The following is a 25,436-nucleotide window of genomic DNA, read 5'->3' on the forward strand; positions in this document are numbered from 1 at the left end:
ATGAGATTTATGATCAAACAAAAAAAATTCCGTTTTACGCTATTTTTTATAACGTCAGCACTTGCCGCAGTGTTTGCAGGCTGTGCTATGGGCTTTGTCAATAACAGTGCAAAATCAGACGGAACAGGTAGTGTGCATGGCACAGCGGATTCCAACACAGTGTTCAATTCCAAATGGATTATCAGCCAACAGGAGCGGCACGATAAAGGTACTGTTGTTCGGGAAGGATACTCGATCGTCAAGACCGTGGACTCCTTTAATCCGGATAGTTTTACGGCCTTAAACGGCAGCGTTGCCGCAACCCAAGACTTACACGACGGATACCTGTACTTCTTAATAAAAACCGAATCCGACGCCGCACAGTTCCGTACGGCAGTGCGTACGCTTGAAGGAGTACTCTATGCACAGCCCGACTATCACTATGACGCGCCTGCGGCAATGGTTGATAACACTGCCCGCCCGCCGGTTAGGAACCGCGGAGCAGCCGGCAAAGGGACTTTGGGTACAGCTGACGGCAATCTTGATAACGACCCCAAAGCAGCCCTTGCCGATTGGGGTTTAACCGCAACCGGCGCCCTTGAAGCGTTTAAACGCTATGATGCGAAATATCCGGTACTTGCAGCCATTATCGACACCGGCGTAAACAGCTTGCACGAAGATTTTTATGATAAAAATAACAAATCCATTATTCTTTATGCGAAATCTTCGCTGCATAGAGGAGACGTTACACAATATACTAACCCCATACCCATATCGCTCGATGAAAACTGGGATAACCACGGCCACGGAACCCACTGTTCGGGAACCATCGCAGCCGTCGGAAATAACGGTATAGGAATTTGCGGCGTTTCCCACGCGAACACCAAACTTATCACATACCGCGGCTTGGATGCATCGGGAGGAGATACCTATGCAACCTATTCGTGCCTCGGAGACCTCGCCGAAATAATTACCGAGCTGCGTAAAGAGCCCGGCTCGCGCAATTCCGCAGTTTTTGCGGGGTTACCGCCGGATGTCATCAATTATCCTCAGCTGAGACAAAAAACGGTTCCCGTTAATTTATCGCTTGGAGGTCCTGCAGGACACCCATACGAGGTGGAGATGATGAATAAAGCATTGGCAGCGGGGGTATTACCGGTTATCGCCATGGGTAACGACGGAAAAACGCTTGCCGAATATCCGGCAGCACTGCAGGGAATTCTAGCCGTAGGAGCCACTACGATGGATGACACGCGCGCTGCATTCAGTAACGGCGGAACTTGGATGAGCGTGTGCGCCCCCGGAGAAAGCATTTACAGCTGCGGCAACGGCGGACAGAACTGGGCGAATTCTCATTCACCCGATGTAAAATCAAGCTACAGATGGATGAGCGGAACATCGATGGCAACCCCGTTTGTAACGGGCGTAGTTACCTATCTTTTATCGATTAATCCCGATCTCAGCCCATACCAGATTAAGGCACTTCTTGAAAATACCGCCGATAAGATAGATCGGGGCTCACCCTACGGACAATATGATTCGCGCGGTTTTTCAAAATGGTACGGCTATGGGCGGGTAAATGTACTAAAAGCGACGGAAGCATTAGTTACCGGAAGCAACATCCCTGCCGAAGGAAGCGTATACAGTGAAAAGGCGGTAATGATAACACTGAAGAAAGCAGGGGCTGCCCAAAAAAAGACTCCGGTATGGCTGTACGAAAAGGCAACGGGTATTTGTGCAGCGGTCGGCCTTACCGACGAAACTAACGGAATTGTCCGTTTTTACGGCTTGCGCACCGGTCTTGAGTATGAAATAGGCGTTAACGATGCCGGCACATACAAAACATACATCATTACCGCTACAAACGATTCCGATATCGACTATACATTTTTATTGTAAAAAACTTTAAAATCAGTGTAATTAAAAATTATAAACTGTTCCGGCCAAAAGCCTCTGAAAGTTATATAAGGGAACGGGGATGTCCTGAAAGTAACCAACTTTTGGGACATCCCCGTTTTCATCTATTGACAACACGTGTCATACGTATTATATCATATAGATATGAAAGGCAAAGACCTTTTAAAATTATTATTAAAGGACGGTTGGGAATTAATATCGGTGAAAGACAGCCACCACAAAATTACAAAAGGCGGAAAAACTGAAATTATCCCAGTACACACGATAAGGACATCAAAAAAGGGCTTTTGTCTGCCATATTGTGCAAAAAATTAGATCTGGCACTGTAGTGCGGCTTGCAACAAGTGTTTGCCCTCATCATCCTCTACCTACAAAACAAAAGCCCGCTGCTATGCAGCGGGCTTTTGTTTTGTGTTTTATTTATTTTTAATCAATCGGCTTACTGTGCAGCTTTTAAATTAATTGTGCAATTATTTCCAGATGCTGCCGTTTCAAAATCAGTTACCGTATCGTAATACAGAAGAGTATCCTTACCGAATATTTTCTCATGTATGTATACGTCTATTCTGCACTTACGTCCTATCGGTATGCCGCACAGCGGTATATCCGTCGGGAAGCTTATTCCGCTCACCGGAAGTTCATTGCTTACAAAGACTACATCCTCTTGTTTAACCCACCACTCGTCATCAACTGCAACAATACTCATCGTTGCGTTCGCAGGAATGGTAAACTCCGACTTAATTGTTACCTTAACGGTCGCAGTAAGTACCGTATTTCCCGTTATGGTAACCGGTACACGTGTTACGCCGACAGCAAGCCCTTGAATATTGAAGGCTCCGGCCTTTATGTCTCTGAGTCCGTTCGGAAGCTCTTTTAATGCATCTAAAGGTAAAACGGCTTTAAATGTAGTCGATCCGGTTAACTCTGCCTGTACCCATTTTCCTCCTTTTTCCATTTGAATAGGTAAGCCGGAAGAACCTACCCATATATCAGAAACGTAGCCGGAAGGATTGGTAAATGAACCGGTTACCGTTAACCCTTCTGACGGTAAATTGCTCAGATCGATCGTTTGTCCTTCCACAATATTCTCGATTTTTATCGTTGTTGCGGGCAGCGATGTAGGTTTAATAGTATATTCTTTTCTATCACCATTTTGCGCAATAACCGGAATTTTTATTTCTTTATCAAACGGTGCAAAAAAAGCGTTTGTCAGACTTCCCCGCCAACCGTCAATGTACGCTTTTTGACTTTCCGGTGTCGCCGTTACTCTAATTTCCGTAACACCGAAGGGCAACGTTACCGTATAATCCGTTTTTGTAGATACAAATGTTTCGTTCAATCTAATTTCATAAAATTTATAGCCGTTTCCGTAATACTGAACTTCGAGATTAGTCAGCGAATTTTTATTTTCAGCAGCCGTATCTACTTTTTTTATCCACAACGTATAGACATTCGGAGAGTATTCGTCAACTACCAATACATCTGACAGAAGGATTATCTGCACGCGGACATACCCCGGTGACGTCAGCATCTCCTTTGTTAAATCGATTGTTTCCGAGCCGTTAAAGTCCTTTGCGGCATCTTGATTGATTTTAATTTTCATCTTGGTAGTGACGGGAAATTCCGGTGCTGCGGTTATCGTTGTGCTGGGAAGATCTTTAGACACCGTCGCGTCAAAGTTTTTAGAACCAATCTTTCCTTTTTCTTTATACTCGTCCAACCATTCTTTATAAAAATCGTTTAAACCGGTACCGCTGAACGTTGCAAGGACAAAGCTGCCTGCTGGTCTATTCGCTTTAACGGTATAGGTTTTCGTGGTAAGTGCGTTTGCCGCAGTAACGGTAATAACAAAAGTGTTCTCGCCGGCTTTTAACGGTGTAAACTTTGTGCTTTTACCGGACTCTAAAAGAAGAGAAGCACCGCCATTTGCAGAAACAGTCATGGCAGCATTTGCTTCACCGGGTGTTGCAGTAATATAAAACTCATTGCAATACGCATTCATTGTGCACGTATAGGTATCCGTTGCCGGATTGAATGCAGCGGCTGCATCGATGAACGTTTGCGGAATTCCTCCAAATTTACTTTCCAATGTCAATGAACCGAGTGTAGCGTCGGAAGAAGCGTTGGCTGGCGCTTTTCTTACGGTTAGCGTATATTCATAGGTATTGGTAGAATTATCTGCTTGCACTGTCGTTACTTTTATTACATTATTGCCTTCCTGCAGCGCATGTATTTCCCCGTCCACAATTGTCGGATTAATACCGGTATCTGCCGAAGCCTCTACTTTTATTCTATTGACGGTTGCCGGAACCGCAATCGTATAGGAAGAGTTGTATTTCTGAAAGCGCGGTGAAAGCGCAAACACTTGGCTTTCATCATCCGCATTTTTTACCGTAATGCCGGTAAGTACGGGATCTTTCGGGGTAAGTGCAGGATCGAGGTAATGAATAGTTATCTTCTCCTGTTCTTCAACACCGTTATGTATAACTTGCACCGTTAGTGTTTTTTCTGTTTCCTTATCGCCGAAGTCTACATCTACCGTTTTTGTTTCAGCACCGTCGATTTTTACGGTGTCTGCAGTATCAAATGTTTCCACCTGCACTTTTGCTTTTTTCGTTCCCACACTTGCAACATAGCCGGCATTGCCTGAATAACTTACCCGAGCTTCGTTACCATTATTGTCGGTAACGGTGATTTTATTCAGTGCACCTTTATAATACCGGAGCGTTAGGGAATGGGTTTGTTTAGCATCGTTATAGCTAATAACGACAGTAACCGTTTTGCTTTCTCCATGCGTGGAAAATGTCAATTCTTTTTGTTTTGTGTTTTCACCGTCTATCAACACCTCCGCATTAAACGGTCGAACGGTTACAGTAAGTGTCGCCTTATCGGTCTTTACCGTTGCGCTGTGTGCGGTGCCGTCATCGGTAAGGCTGCATGCATTACCTTCCGCATCCGTCACGGCAAATCCTGCGGTTATGGTTGCCGATCCGTTGCCGGAAGTACCGACATTGGGATTACAACCGGCGATAATAATAATAGTTAAAAAAAGAAAAATAGTACAAAAATACTTTTGTAAACTTTTCATATAAACTCCTTGTTCCATTCCGTTGTCCGGAAACGGAACGATTAAAAGATTAATTCCGCCATAAGGCGGTATACGAATACGCAGAGCATCCTTTCGGTATGCTTCCGCTATTGTTTTACTCCTGCATTCATTGCCGACGACATCGAATTATGCGAGCCTTCAGGTATTGTAGGAAATGTCTTCCGTGTTGCTACCGTATCGTATTCAACATGGAAATGGATATATACTTTCCCGTCTTTTTTATAGATAAAACCTTTAATGGAGGTCTGTGAAGGCACAGTACGAGGCTCATCGCTGCGTTTAGGATAAAACGATAGGGAACCGTTTTTACCCTCAAACGAAAAAGACTTTCCATCCGATGCAGGCGTAAGAGTAAACTCAGTATCGGACAAGGCTGTTTTTTCAAATTCATAGCCGATATCTACCGGCATATTTTCATATACCGTTTTTTCGGCTCTAAAAAATAAATTATTACCGACAGATGTCCTGCCGAGTCTAATTTTTTCCGTATACGGTCCATATTGCTTCCCGTCCATTTGTACATACGTAGAACCTTGGTATCTTCCAAGGACATCGGCTTCGGAAATCTCTTCCAGCTCCGCAGCAGGCGGCAGCTTTCCTTCATCCGGCTCAAACTGGTCGGTACGATTAGGGGTATTTCCCATGCCGCATGCCGAAAGCCCAACAACAAGCGCTAAGAGAGCGAACACAGCAAGGATTCCTCCTGCATAGGCCTTAGCCTGAAAGCGCTTAAAAAACCGGAATTTTTGTTTCATAATTCCACTCCTTCATTTTTCTTTTTCCTTATCCTTCAAGCCGGTACTCCAGCGTAACCGTCAGCTCAATTTGTTCCGGCGCGGAATCTCCCAACGGAAACGGAGCTGCGGCGCGGACGCTTGCAAGTGCCGCCTCATTTAAGAACTTATAGGGACAGGGGCTGATAATATCCGCTCTGACAAGCTGCCCCGAACCGAGCACAAGAACGCTCAGGGTAACGGTACCCTCCTGATTATGTTTGCGTGCGGCCTTGGGGTATATCTTTTTTGCCGCTATCCGCTGCAGAATAATAGCCCTTGCATCAGCAACAGAAAGACCGCCTTGACCGGCTGTACCGGCAGCAAATTCTTCCTGCGCAGTCTCCGATGCGGCCGCAGCCGAATCGAGCTCGGCGGCTTCCGTTTCCGCAGCCGGTTCAGGTTGTTCTTCTTGAATTTCCTGCGGGGTTGCTATTTTTTCCGGCGCCGGCGTCTGTTTTTTTTCCGCAGGTTTCCGTACCTGCTGCTTTTGCGGTGCGCGGGGGGCTGCCGGTGCAGGCAGCGGGGGACTCTGCATTACAAATTGAGTTTGTCCCGGCGCCGGCATATCAAACGAAAAGTGTAAAAATGCGGCGGATATAACGATAAAATGCAAAACAGCAGCAGCCGCAAAAACTGCAACGGAGGCAATACCGTTAGTTTTGCGGATAATCATGTTTTACCGCCGCATTCCGTATGCCGCTCTTGTTCAACACATCCATAACCGCAACAAATTGTTTAAACGCTAAATCTTTATCACAGGATAGAAATGCCGCCGCATTGGGATTTTCCGCCGTTCGTTTTTTTAGAAATGTTTCCAATTCGGCTAAATCATAGCGCTGCATACCGATATATACTTCCCCATCTTTATTTACGATAATCTCTATATTTTTTTCGCGGACCGGAGCACCGGATTCGGCTTCCGGCAGGGCGACTTTCATTACCGGTTTTTCAAAAGTAGAGCCGATCATAAAAAAGATGAGCAGAATAAAAACGACATCAATCAATGACGTAATATTAATTTCAGCCTTCCGGCGCTCCGGTTTAAACCGTTTCATTACAGTTCTCCGCGCCCCCGGACGGCAGATTGGAACTCACGTGCGTCGCATGAAATTCGTTCAATACGGAAATCAGCTGTTCCATATCGCGAACTCTCCGCGTACTTACCCAATCGAACAATTCATATACGGCAAAAGAAAAAATTGCGGTTACCAATCCGGTTGCGGTTGTAATCATTGCTTCCCAAATACCGCCCGATAGCACTGCAATATCCACACTGCCGCCTAAAGCCGCAATTTTTTGGAATGCAGCCATCAAGCCGGTAACGGTTCCCAGCAATCCAAGCAGCGGGGCAATGGCTGCAATACGCGAAAGCAAAATAAACCCGCGTTCCTGCACGGCTATCAACCCCTGTACGGTACGCTCAAAGGCTTCCTCAAGCATTCCCGCTTGGGCAAATCGATACTCAAAAAAGACCTCACCGACACTTTCAATGCATGAGTTATGCAATTCTTTCCTTTTAAAGATATCTGCCGGAAGTTCTTTTTTATTTAAAAAAGCGGTTTCGCATTCTTTTAGAACAGCATAAAAAATTTTCCGTTTATACCGTGTCGTTATATAATATACAAGCCGCTCTGCCGCTGCAGCAAGCGCGATAATATAGAGCAGTAAAATAACATAATTTACTGTTTTGCCTTTTTGCATTAAATCGATAAAATAAAATAGTCCGTCCACGATTGATCCCGCCCCTTAATGTAACCAGGGGATTACTTATTTTCAATGGGCGCAATATTACTGAAAAATATTTCATTTGTCAAGAAAATTTTCTTCAAAAAAACGGAAAATCGGCGGCCCTTGACCTAACCTACTCTTGCGCATACACTCTATCGGATGAACAAGAAAACGGTTGCTGCCTATTGTGCCGCTTTTGTATACGAAATAATAAAAGTTTTTTATATTGCTGTTTTTTCTTCCAATTCTCTGCAAGAGACGGCATTCTCCCGGTACAGCGCACTTGCAGCGCTCTGCGTACCGGTACTCTTATGGCTGATGCTGGCATTAAACGAGAAAGCCTTTCATTGGGCGCTCTACGCAGCGGCGTTGTTCAAATTAACTTCCATTTGTGCGGAATCCCTCTGTATTTTTCGGCGGGAATTTGCTATAATAGGAATTGCTTTCGCCTCGGCACAAATCAGCAGCGGTTTTGATTTTTCAAAGGAAGTCCTTTTTTTTCTCGCAGCCGATACCGTGCTGCTGTTTTATTCATTTATAAAAGGGAGTGTGTATTATGCAAATAATACCGATTGCTAGCGGAAAGGGAGGGGTCGGGAAAAGTCTTCTTTCCGCGAATCTTGCAATTGCACTCGGTCAGGCAGGAAAAAACGTGCTTATTGCCGATTTGGATTTAGGGGCATCGAATCTTCATTTAGTCCTCGGGCAGCAATCGAATGCGCATGGAATCGGTACTTTTTTGTCGGGAAACTCGTCCTTTGAAGATACTATCGTCAACACCGGCTACCCGAACGTACGTTTTATCCCCGGAGATTCCGAAATTCCCGGCTTTGCAGCCTTAAAAGCTTCCGATAAAAACAATTTAATTAAAAATCTGCTTAAAATGGATGCAGACTATCTTATACTGGATCTCGGCGCAGGAACACACCTCGGCATTCTGGACTTTTTTTTACTTTCTCCTCAGGGTATCGTCGTTACGGCGCCGTCCGTTACCGCTATACTGAATGCGTATCTTTTCCTAAAAAACGTCGTATTCCGCATGCTTTACGGGGCATTTAAGCGCAATAGTCCCGGTTTTAAGTACCTCGAAAAGCTCAAAACGGATTCATCGTCCATGCAGAGGATGTACATTCCCCGCATCATCACCGAGCTGGAAAAAGTCGACCCTAAAAACACCGAACTGTTTTTATCCAATCTACGGAAGTTCAAACCGCGGCTCATTATGAATATGCTCGACGATCCGAAAGATGCGGATAAAGCATTAAAAATCCGCCGTTCATGCCAGGAATACCTCAATATCAACTTGGAACACCTCGGCGTTATTTACAGGGATATGATACAGGATACGGCGCTTGCATCGCGGCTGCCGGTAATCCTCTATAAACCGCAGGCGATGATTTCACAAGCAATCTACCGCATTGCCGACAAAATCTTACAATCCGAAACCGAAACCTTTCAAAATGCAGCGGATTATGCCGAATATACCGACGAAACATTTCAGTCTGCCGAACTGGAGGCTGAAACGGACTTCCGCTCAAAAATGGGATATATCGAAGACCTTATCGGAAGCGATGCATTAACGATGAATGATATCGCCGAAATGCTCAAGAGTCAGCAATATGAGATTTCCGTTTTAAAAAAGGAAAACGCCCTGTTAAAACGGAAGATAAAAACAGCCCTTGAACAAGGGTATCGTATATAAGCGGTACAATATGAAATGGACGATAAAACAAAACGCGGGCAATAAAAAGTGGTACTTTTCCGTTAGCGACGTAGAAAATGCGGAGAACTGCGTATTCCCGAGCTATGAAGAAATCGCAGCGCAGGCTCAAAAACAAGGACTCCCTGCCGAAAACCTCATCAATGCGCGGCAATTTGAACGTTATTTTGATAAGGTCTTATATGGCAAGACATTGCCGCTCCCGCTCGAAATCGAACTTGATTCGTCCTTTGACACACGGCTGATTATTGAATCGGATAAAACCAAGGCAACCCTGTATATCCGGAAGGCAAAAGATACACCGCGCAATATCGATAAAAAGCTTATCACCACAATGCTGAACAACAGCGGCATAAAAAACCTCGATTTTAAAGCGCTGGACGAGAAAATAAACGACTTTATCGAATCACCTGAGCGGGAAATAGAGCTTGTTATTGCAGAAGGCACGCTGCCCGGCCGCGGGAAAGACAGGGCGCTTATTCCGCATATTACGAAACTGGGAGAAGAAGCAGACCTCCTGCTGCGTAAAAAGCTACTCCATGCCGTAGAAAACGCTCGCGAGCAGCCGCAGATGATATACGACAAAGATTTTCCGCTTTCCGAAGCGCAGTCTCTTTCGGTTGTTACAAAACACGATTTATTGTTTGAATTTTCAAAATCGGAACCGGGAGCAAGCGGAGCGGATATTTACGGAAACGCCATTCAGGGCTTACCGGGGAACGACCCCTTTGTGCTCGATTTGCGTAACATCGTACAAACCAACGACGAATTAAAGGCTGGGTGCAACGGTATCCTATTATCGGCGGAAAGTCCGGACGGGCTCAAGCTGCGCATTATTCCTTATAAAGACGCAACGGTTAAAGCCGTTATCAGCGACGATAAAATGGAAGCGTCCCTTATCCTCGAATCGGGAAGAGGCGCAGGTACCCGCCTTTCGCTTTCCCGATTACGAAAGGCCTTGGACGAAGTAAACCTGCCTCCCGACCGGTATAACGACAAGATACTGCGGGCAGCCATTTACGAAGCGCGCCTTTCTTCCGCACCGGTTGAATTTACCGTCAGCAGGGGTATACCACCGGTTGCCCCGCATTCGTATCAATTCGACTGGAAGGTGGACTTCGGCCATTCAAACACAGTTTCGGTAAAACGGGGAGAAACTCTCCTCGAAACGCTCTTTCGGGAAACGGGCGAAAAAGGTTCCGACGTATTCGGAAATACAATAGAAATCAATAAGGCGGCACTGTTAAAACTGCCGCAAACCGATAACACAATCCGCATTATCAAACAAGGAAAAAAAATCTCGTTCGTGGCAGCCGTACACGGAGAATTGATAAAAACCGGAGAAAGGCTCAAGATACTTAATTCAAAGATTATCGATACCGATGTGAATAAAGAAACCGGCGATATCATCTTTGCCGGCGATGTGATTATCAATGGAGACATCGACACCGACCGTAGCGTAAAAGCGGGCGGCTGTTTAACCGTCAACGGAGATGCGGGCGTATCGTTAGTATATACGAAGGAATCGCTTCTAATGAACGGCGGCATACGCGGAGAACACCGCGGTACGGTATGGGCAAAGAACACCATGGCGCTCCACTTTGCCGAAACGGCACGGCTGTTTGCAGGAGGGAATATTTATATCAATGAATACAGCTTCCGCTGCGTTGTTAAAACAAACGGCGAGCTGATTATGAACGGAGAACCGGGCAGCTTTATCGGCGGAAATGCCCATGCCGCCCGCGGAATCAACGTGCGCAATTTAGGCGACTATAAAACCGTCCGCACGATTATCTCTTTCGGACAGGACTATCTGATAAAAGATAAAATAGAGGTATACGAAAAACAAACGCAGGAAAATCTGCTGGAAATTGCGCGCATAGAAGCGGAGTTAAGCGATACGGAAACACCTGCCGACCGCATCCAAGAACTGCGGGAACAAAAAGTCATATTGCTGAAATCAAATACGGCGCTCGGCATAAAAATTTTTAAGCTGAAAGAAAATTTTGAATCGCATATTCCCTCGGAGATAAAAATAACCGGCACCGTGTATCCGGGAGTTATTTTGGAAAGCCACGGCCGGTATTACGAAGTACGCGAGCCGGCTTCTCATGTCATATTTACCTTTGATTCAAAACAGGGCAGAATAGTCTGCAAGCAAATTGAAGATAAAATAGAACTTACGGCGGAATAAGAGGTGTTTTTATGATTTGTGCTATTCAATATCCGTCGTGGATTAAACCCGAAATTATTCCGGGCTTTCCTTTTTTACGGTGGTACGGCTTTATGTACCTTGTCGCTTTTACGATAGCCTTTGTGCTGTTTAAGGTGCAGGTAAAAAAAGGGGAATTACAACGGTATGCAAAAAGTGAAAAGCCTATTACCAATGAAGATATCATCGATTTTTTTACATGGTCGCTTTTAGGATTGATGCTCGGTGCACGGATTTTTGCAACCCTCGTGTACGAACCGACATGGCTTTACTGGCAAAAACCGTGGCTGATCTTTTGGCCGTTTTCGGAAGCGCGGGAATGGACTGGTTTGCAAGGAATGTCATACCACGGAGGCTTTATCGGTTGCTTCTTAGGCGCCTTTCTCTGGACAAAGCGGCATAAGCAGGATTTCTTTGCATGGGCGGATACCGCAGCGGCGGGAATACCGCTCGGATACACCTTCGGCAGAATAGGTAACTTTTTCAACGGCGAACTGTACGGGCGCATTACGGCGAGTCCTATCGGCATGATCTTTCCGTCGGTGCCGCTGCACGACTGCTTTCCCGTCAAAGAAGAATGGGTACGGGAGTTCGCAGCCAAAGCAGGCGTCGCCATACAGGAAGGTGCGCAATATGTCAATTTACCCCGCCATCCGAGTCAGCTGTACGAGGCGCTTTTTGAAGGAGTTCTCCTTTGGGTTGTAGTATGGCTGGTACGCAATAAGAAACCGTTTAACGGCTTTTTATTTTGCTTCTATACAATCGGCTATGGGTTTGTCCGTTTCTTTATCGAATACTTCCGCCAGCCCGATTATGAATTGGGGTTCCGGATTGCCGCCGCTGCGGACAAAGCGAATATTTATATCTTTAACTCGTTTAAAAATATTTCTACCGGACAGATATTTTGTTTTATGATGATTGCAGGCGGCCTTATCGGTATCGCTCTTTTAGCCCGCTATAACCGGAAAAGGAAGCGTGGATAAGATGCTGCCGCAAAAAAACCGGAACGATATGGTTACCTTTTCGCTCTTTTCGGCAAGGGTTCGAGCAGGCTATGCTGTGATGCTGCTGTGTATCGGAGCCGCCTCCGTTCTTATGTATAGTGAACGGCATGAGCTGCCTATTATTGGAATAATATTGGGCTGTTTTTCGCTGTTTGTGCTGTGCTATGTAGACCGCTGGCGCTTTAACTGCGCGGAACAGACGGTAGAGTACCGGGTAGGCCTTGTGTTTTTTGCGTTGCGTACGTGCTATTCTTTCTCCGACATCGAAACCACGGAAACGGAGCGCTTTATCAAAGGTGTCTTTAAAACGCAGTTTGTAAAGTGTATATTGTGCTTCCGTACCGGAGAAAAAAAGACGGTCTCCATCTTCCCCGCACGCAATAAAGGACTTGAACGGCAATGGGAAACCGTTTCCGCCCTGTTTTAGAGATTCCCGTAACTTCTGTTTTTTAGCGCTTTTTCCTTGCATTTTTCGTCTATCCGTTTTACACTGAAAAGTAGGAGGAGTATGCAAATGACGCAGAAAAAAGTTTTTAAGGCGCTGTTCGTTGCTTTGGCGACTGCATTTATGCTGTTCCCGTCGTGTAAAACAACCGAACCCGCTCCTGCAGCTGTACCTAAACAATATACAGCTATTGAAGCCAAAGCACCTGCCAATCAGGTAGATGTTCTATTATTTAACGACTTCCACGGCAATGTCGCGGAAGATACCCGTCCCGGCAAAGGAAGAAACGCCGGTATGGCAAAGCTGCTCGGCTATATGCACACAGCTCAAAGGGAAAATCCGAATACGATCATCGTATCCGGCGGCGATAACTATCAAGGTACCGCTATTTCCAATTTGACGTACGGTGCACCGGTTTCCGCAATGATGAAGGCTATGGGAGTCCCTGTATGCGCTGTCGGTAACCACGAGTTTGATTGGGGTGTAAGCCACATGAACCAGTGGCAAAAAGAGGGCGGATTTACCTTCTTAGCTGCAAATATCGTGGACAAAAACACCAAAAAACCTGTCTCTTGGGCAAAGCCGTACATGATTATCACCAAAGGCGGATACAAAATTGCGTTTGTCGGTTTAGCACATCCCGATACTGTCCATTTGGTAAAGGCCGAGCATGTCAGCGGTTTGGAATTTACCGATCCCGTCGAGGCAGGACAGCAATGGGTTGATTACCTGCTAGCAGGAAAGGCCAAAGAAGGAAAGCCGGACGCCATCATCACCTTAACCCATATCGATTCCGATCAAAAAGGTGAAGAAATAAGCGGAAATGCAGTTAAACTTACTCAAATCAAAGGATTGGATGCGGTTCTTTCAGCTCACAGCCACAGAACGGTAGCAGGTGTCGTAAACGGTATGCCGATTATGCAGGCCTATTGCCACGGTAAAGCAGTCGGAAAACTCAGTATTACTTTTGATGCAAATAAAAAAATTACGTCGATCACTCCTGCTGTCGATGAAATCGGCAGTCATAAAACAGATATCATAGTCGATGAAGAAGGTATTGCAATTTACGACAGATACAATGCCGATCTTAAACCGATTTTAAGTGAAGTGATTGGAACCGCTGCCGGGGAATTTACCCATAACCGAAGCGAAAAAGGCAGTAATACCCTGCTCGGCGCATGGGCGGCAGAAGTACAGCGCAAAGTTGGAAAGGCTGACATTGCTATTCAGAACGGAGGCGGATTACGCCGGACGCTTGCTGCAGGTGATATTACCATCGGCGATATGTACGAGATCATGCCGTTCGATAACTTCTTGGTTACGTTCGATCTTACCGGAGCAGAAATTAAAAAAGCGATTGACCACGGTATTATGAACCCCAACATCACGGACGGGCAGTTTGCCGGTCTTCGGGTTGAATACGACGGTACAAAACCCTTTGAAAACCGTGTTACTTCCATCGCATTATCCGACGGAACCCCGCTCGATATGAACAAATCGTATAAGGTTGTTGTCAACGACTTTATGTTCCCCGGCGGCGATAAATACGATTTCTCCAAGGCAACCAATGTAGTCGAAACATATATTCCGATTCGAGATGCCTTGATCGATGAAATTAAAGCGGCAAAAACCATTACGCCGAAAGCTCCGGATTACATCAAAGATATCAGCAAATAGCTAAAACGGAGTTTTAACACAAAACAAGCAATGTATGTTCTCTCGTACATTGCTTGTTTTTCTTTTCGGTATTTATCATGCAGCAGAAAATCAAACAGTCTTTTATTTTTTTTATTTTTACAGCTATCCTTACAATACAGCTTCCCTTATTTGCAGAGACAGACACTGATTCAAAAGATGCAGGACTGCGATCTTATTACGACACGCAGCTTAATATGCCTAAGAACCAAGTGGTAAAAGCGCGCGTTATCGAAATCGTATACGATGACCTTGCGGAAAGCAGGCCGGATGTTCCGATTGAATCCGACTTCCGGTATCAGCATTTAAAAATAAAAATTTTAACCGGTAAACATAGGGGCGAAGTGTATACTGTCCGGAATACGATTGAACTGGCAATTCCGTATCGGCTTATTTTCCGTCTCCATGAAAAAATGATCTTGCAGTTGGATGAAGATGAAACGGGAAAAATCATCAACTTAAAAATCTATGAACGCGCACGGGACACCAAAGTGTATGCGCTCATTGTCATATTTGCGGCGGCGCTTATTCTCGTCGGCAAAAAAAACGGACTAAAAGCTCTGATCACACTCGCTATTACCGTAGGACTTATCTTTGGGATATTTCTCCCCTGCATTATACGGGGCATGAACCCCATCCTATTGGCGCTTGCCGTATGCAGTTTTGCTACAGTCATTACACTGCTGATCATCAGCGGAAATAATAAGAAAACCTATACGGCCATTATGGGCACCATCGGCGGTGTTATCATCGCGGGTATATTCGCATTTATTGCCGGTAAGCTACTCGCGCTGACGGGGCTGGGAAACGAGGATGCGCAAATGCTCGCGTTTATACCGCAGCATCGCAGGATAGACTATCAGGGCTTACTGTTCGCAGGTATTATGATCGGCGCACTCGGTGCGGTGATGGATGTCGCAATGTCCATTTCTTCTGCAATGTGGGAAATTGTTTCCGTAAGCCCCGACATATCAAAAAAACAGCTGATAAAATCGGGCATGAACATCGGCCGCGATATTATCGGTTCGATGTCGAACACACTCATCCTAGCGTACGTCAGCACTTCCATTCCGGTATTGCTGCTGTTTATCTTATTTCCCAACGGATTTACCGAAATTATCAACCTTGAACTTTTAGCATCGGAAGTGCTGCGCGCAGTGGCGGGAAGCATCGGCCTTATCTGCACCATTCCGATTACCGTGCAACTTGTTGGGAGATTGCATCATAAACCGTGAGAGGGAGAATAATTCATAACACGCTTATTTTTTAAATAAGTCGCTGTGAGTACCGGTTCTGCTTAACTCAAGAATGAGAGAATCTTCAATTACTCTATAAATCAATATCCAGTCAGGACGGATATGGCAGTCGCGATAATTTTTCCACTCACCGGAAAGCGGATGGTCTTTGTATATCTGAGGCAGCGGTTCTCCCGTTTTTAATAAATCGATTACTTTTTCAAGCTCTTTAGGATTATAGCCTCGCTTAACGGCAAGCTTATAATCTTTTTTAAACTGGACCGTATATCGAACATTAAGCATTTAAAGCATCCATCAATTCTTGGGTAGACGTATATATAGGGCTCAAGTTTTTGCCGTCTTGGGATTCTTTTAATATCTTTGCGGTTTGTTCATTGGGAACTTCGTCATAGTCGGTAAAGATTTCAATATCTTTTTTAAACGGTAAGAGGCTCTCTAATACTTGCAAAAAGCGTTCATCTGCATTTCTTAACATAATAGTCATAATTGCCGTTCTCCTTTGACCTGATTATATCATATTTATTGATAATAGGAAATGGAACGAAATTCCCATAATGCGATTACCTTCCCGCATCTTCCACAAGCCGTAAAAACGCCGAGCCGAATTTTTCCGCTTTTATTTCGCCGATACCGAATACGTTCAGCAGTTCACGCGCCGTACGCGGCTTTTTGAGTATGAGGTCTTCGAGGGTTCTGTCCCCGAATATAACATACGGCGGGACGTTTTCAGCTTCGGCAGCGTGTCTGCGCCATTCTTTTATCGATTCATATAACGCCGCATCTTCCTCATTCAAGGAACGTACAATTTCACCTCGTTTATATTCGCCTTTGTTATGTGCAGTATTATTCTGCTTAGAACCGACAGCGTGTTTTTTAGCTTCATCGTGCTTCAAAGCACGCCCCCCGATAAGCTCGACTGGAAGTTCGATTTTTGCGCGAGACGTAAGCGTTTGTTTTCCGATTTCGGTTATGCTGAGCACATTGTAGTCACCGGTTTTTTCGATAAGCCCCGCATCGATGAGCGCATCGGAAAGTGTAAACCAATCCTCTTTTGAAAGCTCTTTTCCGATTCCCCACGTTGAAAGTTTATCATGCCCGTTTTCGAGAATCCGTTTTTGCTTTGAACCGAGCAGCACATCGACGATATACAAAAGCCCGAACCGTGATTGCGTGCGATATATGCAGCTCATAAACTTTTGCGCAGGTATGGTAACGTCCTGCATTGGAGACAGCGGGCTGGAACACACATCGCAGCACGGAAACTTGCTGATTTGTCCATAAGAGTCTTCCTGTCCGGCAGTACCCATCTGCCCGTCAGCGTGTTCGGCTTTCCCGTCAGCTGCCGCCGGGACAAACCGTTCTCCGAAATATGACAGCAGAACATGACGACGGCATGTCCGTGCGGAGGCAAACCTCAGCATCGCCTGCAACAGCCGTTCGGAATTGGCGCTGTCCGCCACATCGCTGAAAAATGAGCGAATCTTACGCGCATCGCCTGCGCTGTACAAAAGCAGGGCGTGAGACGCAAGCCCATCTCGTCCCGCCCGTCCTATCTCCTGATAATACTCTTCAAGCGACTTGGGTAAATCATAATGGATAACAAAGCGGACGTTCGGTTTATCGATCCCCATACCGAATGCAACCGTCGCAACCATAATCCGTACCTTGTCGCGGATAAATTGCTGCTGGTGATCTCTCCGTTCCTCGTCGGAAAGCCCCGCGTGATAATTGAGCGCCGAATAGCCGGAGTCCTTGAGCTTTTCGGTGAGCGTGTCTACCTGATTGCGGGAAAAACAATAAATGATGCCGCTTTCGCCGCTGTGTTTTTCGATACAGGCGATGACCTCACGCAATGCATTCTTCTTGGGGCGCACTTCAAGGAAAATATTCGGACGGTTAAACCCTGCGATAAAAACTTCCGGTGCTTGCATCCGGAGGTTCACCGTAATGTCGGCTCTCACCTGTGCCGTCGCAGTCGCCGTAAGCGCAAGACACACCGCACCACTAAACTGCGCGCGGACATTCGAAATTTCCAAGTAGCCGGGTCGGAAGTCGTGCCCCCACTCGCTGATGCAGTGCGCTTCGTCAATGGTAATACAGCTAACCGGCACAGATGCGTCATGCAAGATAGACTGCGTACGCTCCGCCGCAAGCGCTTCCGGGGAAAGATACACCAGCTTAACGCTCCCCGACTTGATACGCTGCACCGCATCGAGGTATTCATCCCATTCAAGCGAGCTATTCAAAAAAAGCGCGCTCACCCCGTTTCCCACAAGGGACGCAACTTGATCCTGCATGAGCGAAATCAGCGGAGAAACGACAAGCGTAATACCGCTGAACAAAAGCGCCGGGATTTGATAGCACAAAGACTTTCCGCCTCCGGTCGGCATAACCGCAAGCGTATCGCGCCCCGACAGCACGGACGCAATCACTTCCTTTTGCATCGGACGGAATTCATTGTAACCGAACCTTGTTTTAAGCACCGCATGCGCACGCATCAGCAGCTCATCATTTTTTTCCATAAAACGATTATACCCGTTCCGCACCGCTTGCAAAAGAGATTGACTTGACGCACCGCATATATTCCTTTATCCTCATTGTAAATAAAGGTTAACGAAAGAGAACCTCTAAAAACTTCAGTGTTTAGAAGATGCTCGGAAATCTCTTAAAGCCGAACGGACTCTTAAATCGTAACCTTTAACGGAGGATACTTATGGAAATGAAACAGTCTTTAGCCGGAATAGATGAAGCAAAAATGAAGACAGTTATTCAGCTGAAGAATGATTATAATACAGGAAAAATCAGTTTAGCGGATGCCAAACGGATATTGAAAGAGAAGGTCGGCACTCTCAAGCCGTATGAGATTGCCCTCGCAGAGCAGGAACTTAAAGAGTTTGACGAAAATGAATGTCAAAAAGAAGACATTCAGAAAATGCTCGAACTCTTTGAAGATGTTATGGATACAAGCCGTCCTGACTTGCCCGATGATCATCCTATTATGTGCTATTACCGCGAAAACGATGCGCTGAAAAAAATCCTTTTTGAAATTGAAGATCTTGTGCAATATCCGCTTATCAAAAATCAATGGCTCGAATTATATGACCGGCTGGATCAGTTCAGGATACACCTATCCCGTAAACAAAATCAACTCTATCCCATTTTGGAAAAGAAAGGATTTGACCGGCCCACCACAACGATGTGGACATTGGATAATTTTATCCGCGATGAGATCCGCGACGCGCGTAAACTGCTTGAAGATGATTCCGATGACCAATTTATCGCGGTACAGCCTTCGATTGTCGCCGATGTTCGTGATTTACTCCAAAAAGAAGAAGCGATTTTATATCCCACTTCACTTGCGATGATCAGCGATAAAGAATTTGAGGAGATGAAATCCGGCGATCGGGAAATCGGCTTTGCATGGATAAACGGCAACGGAACAAATGAGGCAAATGATAAAAGCGGTTCCGGGCAAGCGGTACAAACTGCGCAGGCATCTTCTGCGCAGACTTCTTCGTTAACGGAAGATTTAGCCGCGGTGTTACGCAAACACGGTTTGAATGCCGGCGGCAGTTCGGTTTTCGATGTTGCAACAGGTAAGCTGACGCTTGAACAAATCAACTTGATTTATCGGCATCTGCCCGTCGATCTTTCGTATGTAGATGAAAATGAAACGGTCTGTTTTTATTCCGACACGGAGCACCGTGTATTCCCGCGCAGCAAAAACGTTATCGGACGAAATGTTAAAAACTGCCATCCGCGGGCGAGTGTTCATATCGTAGAAGAGATTATCGAAAAATTCAGATCGGGTGAACAAGACTCCGCAGAATTTTGGATCAATAAACCCGGAATCTTTATCTACATTTTGTACATCGCCGTCCGCGACGAAAACGGAAAATTCCGCGGTATCCTCGAAATGATGCAGGACTGTACCCATATCCGCAGCCTTACGGATTCGCAAACGCTGCTTACGTGGAAAAAAGGAGGCAAGGTAAACGGTCAAACCGTTATCCAAGAACATCCCACCGAATCCGGTAACGGAAATACAGCTGAGGTACATACATCGGGTACCAAAAATCCGCACGGGAATCATGGGAATAAAAAACTCACCGCAGCGGACATTACAGCCGAAACATTTTTAAAAGATATTTTTGCAGATTACCCCGCATTAAAGGATCAAATGGAAGAAATCAGTCCCAAGTTTAAAATGCTGAAAACGCCGCTTGCACGGATCATGCTGCCTAAGGCGACAATCGCCATCGCAAGTGAACGCACCGGTGTCGAACTGAATACTTTAATTGAAGAAATAAAGAGGCGGATCGGAAAATAATGGAAAACTTTAATGCACGGTATTACCAAAAACCGTACGTCAACGAATTTGATGCAACGGTTATCGCGTGCTCAAAAACCGAGAGAAGCTATGAAATTGAACTGTCGGATACGGCGTTTTATCCCGAAGGAGGCGGACAACCCGGCGATAAGGGCGTCCTCTTTGCCGAAGGCCGGCAGGAACGGGCAATTCACGTATCGGATACTCAATTTGAAGGCGAGCGCATCGTTCATATTGCCGATGCGGAACTTGCCGCCGGCACAAAGGTTCACGGAGTATTGGATTGGGTAAACCGCTGCGATAATATGCAAGGGCATTCCGGCGAGCATATCATTACCGGCATCCTTTCCAAAACGTACGGGTATGAAAATATCGGCTTTCACATGGGCGAAAGTTTTATCACCATCGACTTCAACGGCCCATTGGATGACGGACAGGTACTCGATACCGAAAGGCGCGCCAATGAAATTGTCCGCGAAAACCTCCCGATTCAAGAAAGCTTTCCGAGCGCCGAAGAGCGCAAAACAATGCAGTACCGCAGCAAAATAGAACTTTCGGGTACCGTACGCATTATCACCATTCCGGGACTCGATTCGTGCGCGTGCTGCGGAACACATGTTACCGCCACCGGCGAAATCGGACTTATTAAAATCATTAACTTTACCAACCGGAAAAAGGGCGTCCGGTTGGAAGTTCTCTGCGGCAGAAAAGCGGTACTGGCGTATGAACAAGAGATGGAACAAGTACGGGCGATTTCCCGCTGCTTATCGGCAAAGCCTACCGAAGTGCAGGAAGCGGTGGAAAAATTGAATGCCGAGAAAGGGAAGCTACAGCAACAGCTGCATGAAATGACCGAAAAATATCTAAAACAAAAAGCGGAAACGGCGGCAGATACGGCAGGAGCTCCCGTCTATTTTGAAGACGGCCTCAGCATCGAATATTTACGCTGCTTCTGTAATCAACTGTTAGCAACAGGAAAACGGCACACCTGCGCAGCGCTTTCGGCGGTTGAAGCGGAAGGAGCGCAGTCTCCGGCATACAACTACGTTATTGTCAGCAATGCAATCGATTTAAAGCTGCACGTAAAAACCTTAAACGGACAGCTCAACGGCCGAGGCGGCGGAAACAGCTCTGCCATCCAAGGAACCTATTTTGCCGACAAAGAGCTTATTGTGGAAACGCTTACCGGCATATTGGGGTAAACAACCGCATCAGAGGTTTTGTTATAACATCACGAAAAGAGCAAATTGTACGCTGCTCTTATTCTGCGGTATTTGATCCGCACCTCCGATGCGGCTGCGGCGGCACCGCCGCCTTTCTGTCATTGCAGAGCCTTCATAGGGAACCTCTAAAAACCGAACCGAGTTTTTAGAGATGCCCTCCCTTATAATGTTTTTTTAAACCATGAGATCGTTTCGCCGGTAAGCGTATGCAGCATACTTAAATCACCGGAAAACACAAGGAACGTATGGTCGGCGCCTTCAAGAATAAGCGCGCGGCTTTTCTTGTTTTTAGCCCCGGCCGCTATCGTTTGTGCCACCGAAGGAAGCACCACATCATCTTCAGAACCGGCTATTGCTAAAACCGGTGCTTTGATTGCGGCAAGTTCGGCAGGATAATCGATAGCCATTGCATTTTCATAATAGGCGGGGCTTTGTTTAAGCGGTGTCCGCCATGAATACGTTACTTCATAATAGCCGTTTTTCTTTGCTATTTCGTATTGTTCTTCTTCATTACTTTTTTGATTATATGCTCCCGCCCATGTAAGCACGCTTTTAAACACATCGTTCCGTGCTGCCGTTAAAAGCGCAAGCCTTCCGCCTTGGCTCCATCCCATAATACCGATTCTTTTTGTATCGATATTCTTGAGTGTGCAAAGATACCGATAACAGCTCATGGCATCTTCAATCCCCTTATCATAGGTAAAGTCTATATAATCCCCCTTGCTGTCGCCGTTTCCGATGTAATCGAACCGAATTGTTGCAATACCGGCACGGGCCATTTCGGGCGCAGTATAATCGTAGGCCATACCTGCTTCATGCCGGTTTGAACCGTTTCCATGCAGCATAACCACTGCCGGGAATTTTTCATCCGCTTTTCCTTTAGGAAGCGTCAACGTGGCAGGAATTTCGTGATCGGCGGCGGTAATGGATATATCTTTTTCGGTATATTCATACTCCTTAGCGCCTGCAGAGGCAAACACCGGTACCAGCAGTACAGCCGATACGCATACAAAACAAAGCAATTTTTTCATATATGCTCCTATAAAAAATTGTTGCGGGATTTTAGCATAGTTAATCATCGTTCTACAATACGGGAGGGTTATGATATTGCCATTGCGGGCAGGTCTTAGTATTATCCTTACGGTATGAGTGAACAAGCGGACGTGCGCGAAGCGCTTCATCAATATGCATTGTCGGCGCCTAAAACCAGCGGCGTGTATTTGTGGCGGGATGAAAAAGATATTGTGATTTATGTAGGCAAAGCGAAATCGCTCAAGAATAGGCTGAGTTCGTATTTTGCTTCGCGGCGGGATATTAAAACCCGGATTCTCGTTTCGCGTGCACGCCGTATCGAATATATTCAAACGGATAATGAATATGAGGCGCTGCTACTTGAAAATAATCTGATAAAAAAATACAAGCCGCGGTATAACATCAATCTTAAAGACGGAAAAACCTACCCCGTCCTTAAAATTACCAATGAGCGCTATCCTCGAATTTACCGGACGCGGCGGATACAAAACGACGGCGCGCGCTATTTCGGCCCCTTTCCCAATGTACCGGCCATCGATGATTTTTTATCGCTCGTCAAACGGACGTATGGATTGAGGCAGTGCAAGCACTTAAAAAAACGGGAACCGTGTTTGTATTTTCATATCGGCCGGTGCAGTGCGCCGTGTGCCGATAAAATTTCGGAAAGCGATTACCGGAAGGATATCGATGAAATTGCGTTGCTGCTTGAAGGAGATTTGAAAAAGCCGCTCGCCGAATTAACGGAGAAGATGAAAGCCGCCGCCGCTGCCCGTGAATTTGAAAAAGCCGCCCGTATCAGGGACGGAATGGAGGCGGTACGGGCGCTCCGCGGACAAAACACCGTTGAAGACATGGATCCGGAAGCCCGCGACTATATCGGGTGGGCGGCGGAAGGAGCGCTGATTACCTTTACGGTCTTTAAAATGCGGGGCGGCAAGGTTGTCGGCAGGGATTTATACCGGACGGAAAGCCTCAAAGATGAAGCCGAAGTGCTGCCCGAATTTCTCATTGCATACTACACCGACCCTAAACAGATTCCGCCGCATATATTCGTGTGTGCGGGGCAGGAATACGAACTTGCAGAACAATGGTTTGCCGACCAGCTCGGTGTCAAAGTTACCATCACGGCGCTTCCGTTGGATGGGCAAAAGCATCACCATGAAACAGATACGGCTGCATCTTCGGTTCCCGGCAATACAGCAGAGCCGGTTGCCGCCGAAAAAACGCCCGTATACGCCGCCCGTATTGCTGATACAACCGGTACACCTGATAGAGCCGAGTCAGCTGATACAGCCGATGCGGCGGCGGCCATGCCTCCGGCTATTCTGCGGCGGCATAAAGCGGCGCTCGCAATGGCTCAGTTTAACGCCAAAGAGGATGCTGCCCGCCGCATCAAGGAGCTCGGCGATTTTCCCGCGTTGGAGGAACTGCAAAAGATATTGTCGCTTGACCGCCCCCCCCACCGCATCGAAGGCTTCGATATTGCGCATTTACACGGCAAGTACACGGTTGCCAGTCTTATCTCGTTTAAGGACGGCAATCCCGATAAAAAAAACTACCGGATTTTCAGACTGCGCACGACGGACGGCATTATCGATGACTATGCTTCCATGCGGGAAGCGGTGGCGCGGCGGTATACCCGTTTGTTAAACGAAGCGGCGGAACTGCCCGACCTTGTTATGATAGACGGCGGCATCGGTCAAGTGAATGCGGCCAAGGCCGTGCTCGACGCGTTGGAGCTTGATATTCCTTTGGTCGGCTTGGCGGAAAAAAACGAAGAGCTTTACCGGCCGCATATCAACAAGCCGATTGTACTGCCGCGGCGGAGCGCAGCCCTGCGGGTACTGCAGCGGGTACGCGATGAGACGCACCGGTTCGCCAACACCCGAAACAACAGGCTGCGGTCAAAAGAGGAACTGCACTTGCAATTTGAACAGCTGCCCCACATCGGGGAGAAACGGGCTGCGCGGTTGCTGCGCAGCTTTTCAAGTATTGAAAAGCTTGCAGCCGCTTCCCCGGAAGCGGCTGCCGCCGCCGCGGGAATTACGCAGGCTCAAGCGGAGGAAGTCATTGATGCCGCCCGGGAAACGGCTCTTAAAAATGCCCTATAGGTAGTATTTCCGGTGTTCAGGATAGACGCCCCGTGCCAGAACACGGTTGACTTGCGCAAGCATCGCGTCCCTATCCTGCGGCAGCGTTCCTTTCAGCGTTAAAAAGTTGGAGGCGTGGTTTGAGCGGAAAATAACCGGAGCAGTCATTTCTTCAACGTGTATATTTTCTAAGATCAGCTTTAATTCTTTAACGACCTCTTCGATCCCGACAACCGTATACTTCCCTTCGGCGGCGGCCTTGGTAAGATAGCTGCCGTCCTCTAGCCGCAGCGTTAAAAGCCCTGCATAGGTCAAATACATTTTAGAGATAATCTCGCCGGTTTTAATTGCGTGCTGCGTGTTGTCCCGCTCCGCTCCGTTAATCCCTAAAATAAAGGTTGCCGACAGCTCCATTCCCGCATCCTTCACCTTGTGGGAAAGTTTGATCAGTTCCGCCGCCGTCGTACCCTTGCGGATAAACTTCAACGTTTCATCGTCGCCGCTTTCCACACCGAGATACAACAGCGTCAATCCCTTTGAGGCTAAAAGCTTTAATTCTTCCGGAGTCTTCTGCCTGATATTGAGATGGGTCGCATAGCAGGACACCCGTTTGCACTGCGGAATAACGGCGGCAACCGCATCCAGCACTGCTGCCAAGTATTCCGTCGGAGCGGTTAACGCATCGCCGTCCGCTAAAAACACCTTATCGATATGGCGGTAGTGCTCGGCAAACATTACAAGTTCCTGCTTCACCGTCTCAATCGGTTTGATATGGAATTTCTTTGTCTGATACATTCCGCAAAAGACGCAGCGGTTATACGAACAGCCGATCGTTACCTGTAGGATTAAAGAATAAGCTTCGCTCGGCGGACGATACAGCGGATAATCGTAAGGATCGTAAAGAGTATAGTTCATAGGCT

Annotated in this window: 22 protein-coding genes; 12 read left to right on the plus strand and 10 right to left on the minus strand. The window is 46.6% G+C overall.

The features are described from left to right. Nucleotides 1-9: 9 nt before the first annotated feature. Nucleotides 10-1,878: a dentilisin complex serine proteinase subunit PrtP gene (gene prtP / locus HMPREF1222_RS03700; RefSeq protein ID WP_016518263.1), complete on the plus strand. Its 1,869-nt coding sequence runs from the start codon at nucleotides 10-12 to the stop codon at nucleotides 1,876-1,878. Nucleotides 1,879-2,040: 162 nt separating this feature from the next. Beyond that, complete coding sequence (locus tag HMPREF1222_RS13390; RefSeq protein ID WP_196799915.1) at nucleotides 2,041-2,211, plus strand: type II toxin-antitoxin system HicA family toxin; 171 nt, start codon at nucleotides 2,041-2,043, stop codon at nucleotides 2,209-2,211. Nucleotides 2,212-2,335: 124 nt separating this feature from the next. Here the strand turns inward: HMPREF1222_RS13390 and HMPREF1222_RS03705 are convergent, their stop codons facing one another. From HMPREF1222_RS03705 to HMPREF1222_RS03725, 5 genes are all read right to left on the minus strand, one after another. After that, on the minus strand, nucleotides 2,336-4,984 hold the full coding sequence (locus HMPREF1222_RS03705; RefSeq protein ID WP_016518264.1) for a cadherin-like beta sandwich domain-containing protein: 2,649 nt from the start codon (nucleotides 4,982-4,984) through the stop codon (nucleotides 2,336-2,338). A gap of 107 nt (nucleotides 4,985-5,091) precedes the next feature. Continuing rightward, the gene (locus tag HMPREF1222_RS03710) at nucleotides 5,092-5,760 is read right to left on the minus strand and encodes a hypothetical protein (protein ID WP_016518265.1); all 669 of its coding nucleotides are present in this window, start codon (nucleotides 5,758-5,760) and stop codon (nucleotides 5,092-5,094) included. A gap of 28 nt (nucleotides 5,761-5,788) precedes the next feature. Next, nucleotides 5,789-6,454 (minus strand): TonB family protein, encoded by a 666-nt coding sequence (locus HMPREF1222_RS03715; RefSeq protein WP_016518266.1) that lies wholly within the window; start codon nucleotides 6,452-6,454, stop codon nucleotides 5,789-5,791. Next, nucleotides 6,435-6,836, minus strand: a complete 402-nt coding sequence (locus HMPREF1222_RS03720) for an ExbD/TolR family protein (RefSeq protein WP_016518267.1) — start codon at nucleotides 6,834-6,836, stop codon at nucleotides 6,435-6,437. The genes HMPREF1222_RS03715 and HMPREF1222_RS03720 overlap by 20 nt, the downstream gene beginning before the upstream one ends. Continuing rightward, on the minus strand, nucleotides 6,823-7,512 hold the full coding sequence (locus HMPREF1222_RS03725) for a MotA/TolQ/ExbB proton channel family protein (RefSeq protein WP_016518268.1): 690 nt from the start codon (nucleotides 7,510-7,512) through the stop codon (nucleotides 6,823-6,825). The genes HMPREF1222_RS03720 and HMPREF1222_RS03725 overlap by 14 nt, the downstream gene beginning before the upstream one ends. Before the next feature lie 156 nt (nucleotides 7,513-7,668). Between HMPREF1222_RS03725 and HMPREF1222_RS03730 the strand changes: the two genes are divergently transcribed. The 7 genes from HMPREF1222_RS03730 (at nucleotide 7,669) to HMPREF1222_RS03760 (ending at nucleotide 15,820) form a co-directional block, all read left to right on the plus strand. After that, nucleotides 7,669-8,088, plus strand: a complete 420-nt coding sequence (locus HMPREF1222_RS03730; RefSeq protein ID WP_016518269.1) for a hypothetical protein — start codon at nucleotides 7,669-7,671, stop codon at nucleotides 8,086-8,088. Beyond that, on the plus strand, nucleotides 8,066-9,211 hold the full coding sequence (locus HMPREF1222_RS03735; protein WP_016518270.1) for a nucleotide-binding protein: 1,146 nt from the start codon (nucleotides 8,066-8,068) through the stop codon (nucleotides 9,209-9,211). Before HMPREF1222_RS03730 ends, HMPREF1222_RS03735 begins: the two co-directional genes overlap by 23 nt. A 10-nt stretch (nucleotides 9,212-9,221) precedes the next feature. Beyond that, nucleotides 9,222-11,423, plus strand: a complete 2,202-nt coding sequence (locus HMPREF1222_RS03740; protein WP_016518271.1) for a FapA family protein — start codon at nucleotides 9,222-9,224, stop codon at nucleotides 11,421-11,423. An 11-nt stretch (nucleotides 11,424-11,434) separates the two neighbouring features. Beyond that, on the plus strand, nucleotides 11,435-12,424 hold the full coding sequence (gene lgt, locus HMPREF1222_RS03745) for a prolipoprotein diacylglyceryl transferase (protein ID WP_016518272.1): 990 nt from the start codon (nucleotides 11,435-11,437) through the stop codon (nucleotides 12,422-12,424). A gap of 1 nt (nucleotide 12,425) precedes the next feature. Then, complete coding sequence (locus HMPREF1222_RS03750) at nucleotides 12,426-12,872, plus strand: hypothetical protein (protein ID WP_016518273.1); 447 nt, start codon at nucleotides 12,426-12,428, stop codon at nucleotides 12,870-12,872. 141 nt (nucleotides 12,873-13,013) lie between these two features. Beyond that, nucleotides 13,014-14,567: a 5'-nucleotidase C-terminal domain-containing protein gene (locus HMPREF1222_RS03755; protein WP_425314951.1), complete on the plus strand. Its 1,554-nt coding sequence runs from the start codon at nucleotides 13,014-13,016 to the stop codon at nucleotides 14,565-14,567. A 77-nt stretch (nucleotides 14,568-14,644) separates the two neighbouring features. Next, nucleotides 14,645-15,820 carry a YibE/F family protein gene (locus tag HMPREF1222_RS03760; RefSeq protein ID WP_016518275.1) on the plus strand — a complete coding sequence of 392 codons (1,176 nt, stop codon included), beginning with the start codon at nucleotides 14,645-14,647 and terminating at the stop codon, nucleotides 15,818-15,820. Between the two features lie 24 nt (nucleotides 15,821-15,844). On the opposite strand, the gene HMPREF1222_RS03765 is transcribed toward HMPREF1222_RS03760, so the two are convergent. The 3 genes from HMPREF1222_RS03765 to HMPREF1222_RS03775 form a co-directional block, all read right to left on the minus strand. After that, the gene (locus HMPREF1222_RS03765) at nucleotides 15,845-16,123 is read right to left on the minus strand and encodes a type II toxin-antitoxin system YafQ family toxin (RefSeq protein ID WP_006189829.1); all 279 of its coding nucleotides are present in this window, start codon (nucleotides 16,121-16,123) and stop codon (nucleotides 15,845-15,847) included. Further along, entirely contained in the window at nucleotides 16,116-16,325 is a 210-nt protein-coding gene (locus tag HMPREF1222_RS03770) for a hypothetical protein (RefSeq protein ID WP_006189830.1), read from the minus strand. Before HMPREF1222_RS03770 ends, HMPREF1222_RS03765 begins: the two co-directional genes overlap by 8 nt. 76 nt (nucleotides 16,326-16,401) lie before the next feature. Next, nucleotides 16,402-18,363: a RecQ family ATP-dependent DNA helicase gene (locus HMPREF1222_RS03775; RefSeq protein WP_016518276.1), complete on the minus strand. Its 1,962-nt coding sequence runs from the start codon at nucleotides 18,361-18,363 to the stop codon at nucleotides 16,402-16,404. Between the two features lie 191 nt (nucleotides 18,364-18,554). Here HMPREF1222_RS03775 and HMPREF1222_RS03780 point away from each other — a divergent pair, with 191 nt between their 5' ends. Both HMPREF1222_RS03780 and HMPREF1222_RS03785 read left to right on the plus strand, forming a co-directional pair. Continuing rightward, complete coding sequence (locus tag HMPREF1222_RS03780; protein ID WP_016518277.1) at nucleotides 18,555-20,171, plus strand: DUF438 domain-containing protein; 1,617 nt, start codon at nucleotides 18,555-18,557, stop codon at nucleotides 20,169-20,171. Continuing rightward, nucleotides 20,171-21,373 (plus strand): alanyl-tRNA editing protein, encoded by a 1,203-nt coding sequence (locus HMPREF1222_RS03785; protein WP_016518278.1) that lies wholly within the window; start codon nucleotides 20,171-20,173, stop codon nucleotides 21,371-21,373. Before HMPREF1222_RS03780 ends, HMPREF1222_RS03785 begins: the two co-directional genes overlap by 1 nt. A 182-nt stretch (nucleotides 21,374-21,555) precedes the next feature. On the opposite strand, the gene HMPREF1222_RS03790 is transcribed toward HMPREF1222_RS03785, so the two are convergent. Beyond that, entirely contained in the window at nucleotides 21,556-22,425 is an 870-nt protein-coding gene (locus tag HMPREF1222_RS03790) for an alpha/beta hydrolase family protein (protein ID WP_016518279.1), read from the minus strand. 114 nt (nucleotides 22,426-22,539) lie between these two features. On the opposite strand from HMPREF1222_RS03790, the gene uvrC reads away from it, so the two are divergent. Then, a complete protein-coding gene (uvrC, locus tag HMPREF1222_RS03795; protein WP_016518280.1) occupies nucleotides 22,540-24,537 on the plus strand; it encodes an excinuclease ABC subunit UvrC in 1,998 nt (665 codons plus the stop codon). Here uvrC and HMPREF1222_RS03800 read toward each other — a convergent pair. Continuing rightward, the gene (locus HMPREF1222_RS03800) at nucleotides 24,532-25,431 is read right to left on the minus strand and encodes a radical SAM protein (protein WP_016518281.1); all 900 of its coding nucleotides are present in this window, start codon (nucleotides 25,429-25,431) and stop codon (nucleotides 24,532-24,534) included. The genes uvrC and HMPREF1222_RS03800 overlap by 6 nt on opposite strands. Nucleotides 25,432-25,436: the final 5 nt, after the last annotated feature.

The sequence above is a fragment of the Treponema vincentii F0403 genome (genome assembly GCF_000412995.1).
GTDB lineage: Bacteria > Spirochaetota > Spirochaetia > Treponematales > Treponemataceae > Treponema > Treponema vincentii.

Bases quoted from the DNA above. Each gene is read 5' to 3' on its own strand.
- HMPREF1222_RS03780 (WP_016518277.1), top strand. From the start codon at position 18,555: ATGGAAATGAAACAGTCTTTAGCCGGAATAGATGAAGCAAAAATGAAG.
- HMPREF1222_RS03790 (WP_016518279.1), bottom strand. From the start codon at position 22,425: ATGAAAAAATTGCTTTGTTTTGTATGCGTATCGGCTGTACTGCTGGTA.
- HMPREF1222_RS03710 (WP_016518265.1), bottom strand. From the start codon at position 5,760: ATGAAACAAAAATTCCGGTTTTTTAAGCGCTTTCAGGCTAAGGCCTAT.
- HMPREF1222_RS03740 (WP_016518271.1), top strand. From the start codon at position 9,222: ATGAAATGGACGATAAAACAAAACGCGGGCAATAAAAAGTGGTACTTT.
- HMPREF1222_RS03715 (WP_016518266.1), bottom strand. From the start codon at position 6,454: ATGATTATCCGCAAAACTAACGGTATTGCCTCCGTTGCAGTTTTTGCG.
- HMPREF1222_RS03735 (WP_016518270.1), top strand. From the start codon at position 8,066: ATGCAAATAATACCGATTGCTAGCGGAAAGGGAGGGGTCGGGAAAAGT.
- HMPREF1222_RS03775 (WP_016518276.1), bottom strand. From the start codon at position 18,363: ATGGAAAAAAATGATGAGCTGCTGATGCGTGCGCATGCGGTGCTTAAA.
- HMPREF1222_RS03770 (WP_006189830.1), bottom strand. From the start codon at position 16,325: ATGACTATTATGTTAAGAAATGCAGATGAACGCTTTTTGCAAGTATTA.
- HMPREF1222_RS03750 (WP_016518273.1), top strand. From the start codon at position 12,426: ATGCTGCCGCAAAAAAACCGGAACGATATGGTTACCTTTTCGCTCTTT.
- prtP (WP_016518263.1), top strand. From the start codon at position 10: ATGATCAAACAAAAAAAATTCCGTTTTACGCTATTTTTTATAACGTCA.
- HMPREF1222_RS03800 (WP_016518281.1), bottom strand. From the start codon at position 25,431: ATGAACTATACTCTTTACGATCCTTACGATTATCCGCTGTATCGTCCG.
- HMPREF1222_RS03765 (WP_006189829.1), bottom strand. From the start codon at position 16,123: ATGCTTAATGTTCGATATACGGTCCAGTTTAAAAAAGATTATAAGCTT.
- HMPREF1222_RS03720 (WP_016518267.1), bottom strand. From the start codon at position 6,836: ATGAAACGGTTTAAACCGGAGCGCCGGAAGGCTGAAATTAATATTACG.
- HMPREF1222_RS03705 (WP_016518264.1), bottom strand. From the start codon at position 4,984: ATGAAAAGTTTACAAAAGTATTTTTGTACTATTTTTCTTTTTTTAACT.
- HMPREF1222_RS13390 (WP_196799915.1), top strand. From the start codon at position 2,041: ATGAAAGGCAAAGACCTTTTAAAATTATTATTAAAGGACGGTTGGGAA.
- lgt (WP_016518272.1), top strand. From the start codon at position 11,435: ATGATTTGTGCTATTCAATATCCGTCGTGGATTAAACCCGAAATTATT.
- HMPREF1222_RS03760 (WP_016518275.1), top strand. From the start codon at position 14,645: ATGCAGCAGAAAATCAAACAGTCTTTTATTTTTTTTATTTTTACAGCT.
- HMPREF1222_RS03755 (WP_425314951.1), top strand. From the start codon at position 13,014: ATGCTGTTCCCGTCGTGTAAAACAACCGAACCCGCTCCTGCAGCTGTA.
- HMPREF1222_RS03730 (WP_016518269.1), top strand. From the start codon at position 7,669: ATGAACAAGAAAACGGTTGCTGCCTATTGTGCCGCTTTTGTATACGAA.
- uvrC (WP_016518280.1), top strand. From the start codon at position 22,540: ATGAGTGAACAAGCGGACGTGCGCGAAGCGCTTCATCAATATGCATTG.
- HMPREF1222_RS03785 (WP_016518278.1), top strand. From the start codon at position 20,171: ATGGAAAACTTTAATGCACGGTATTACCAAAAACCGTACGTCAACGAA.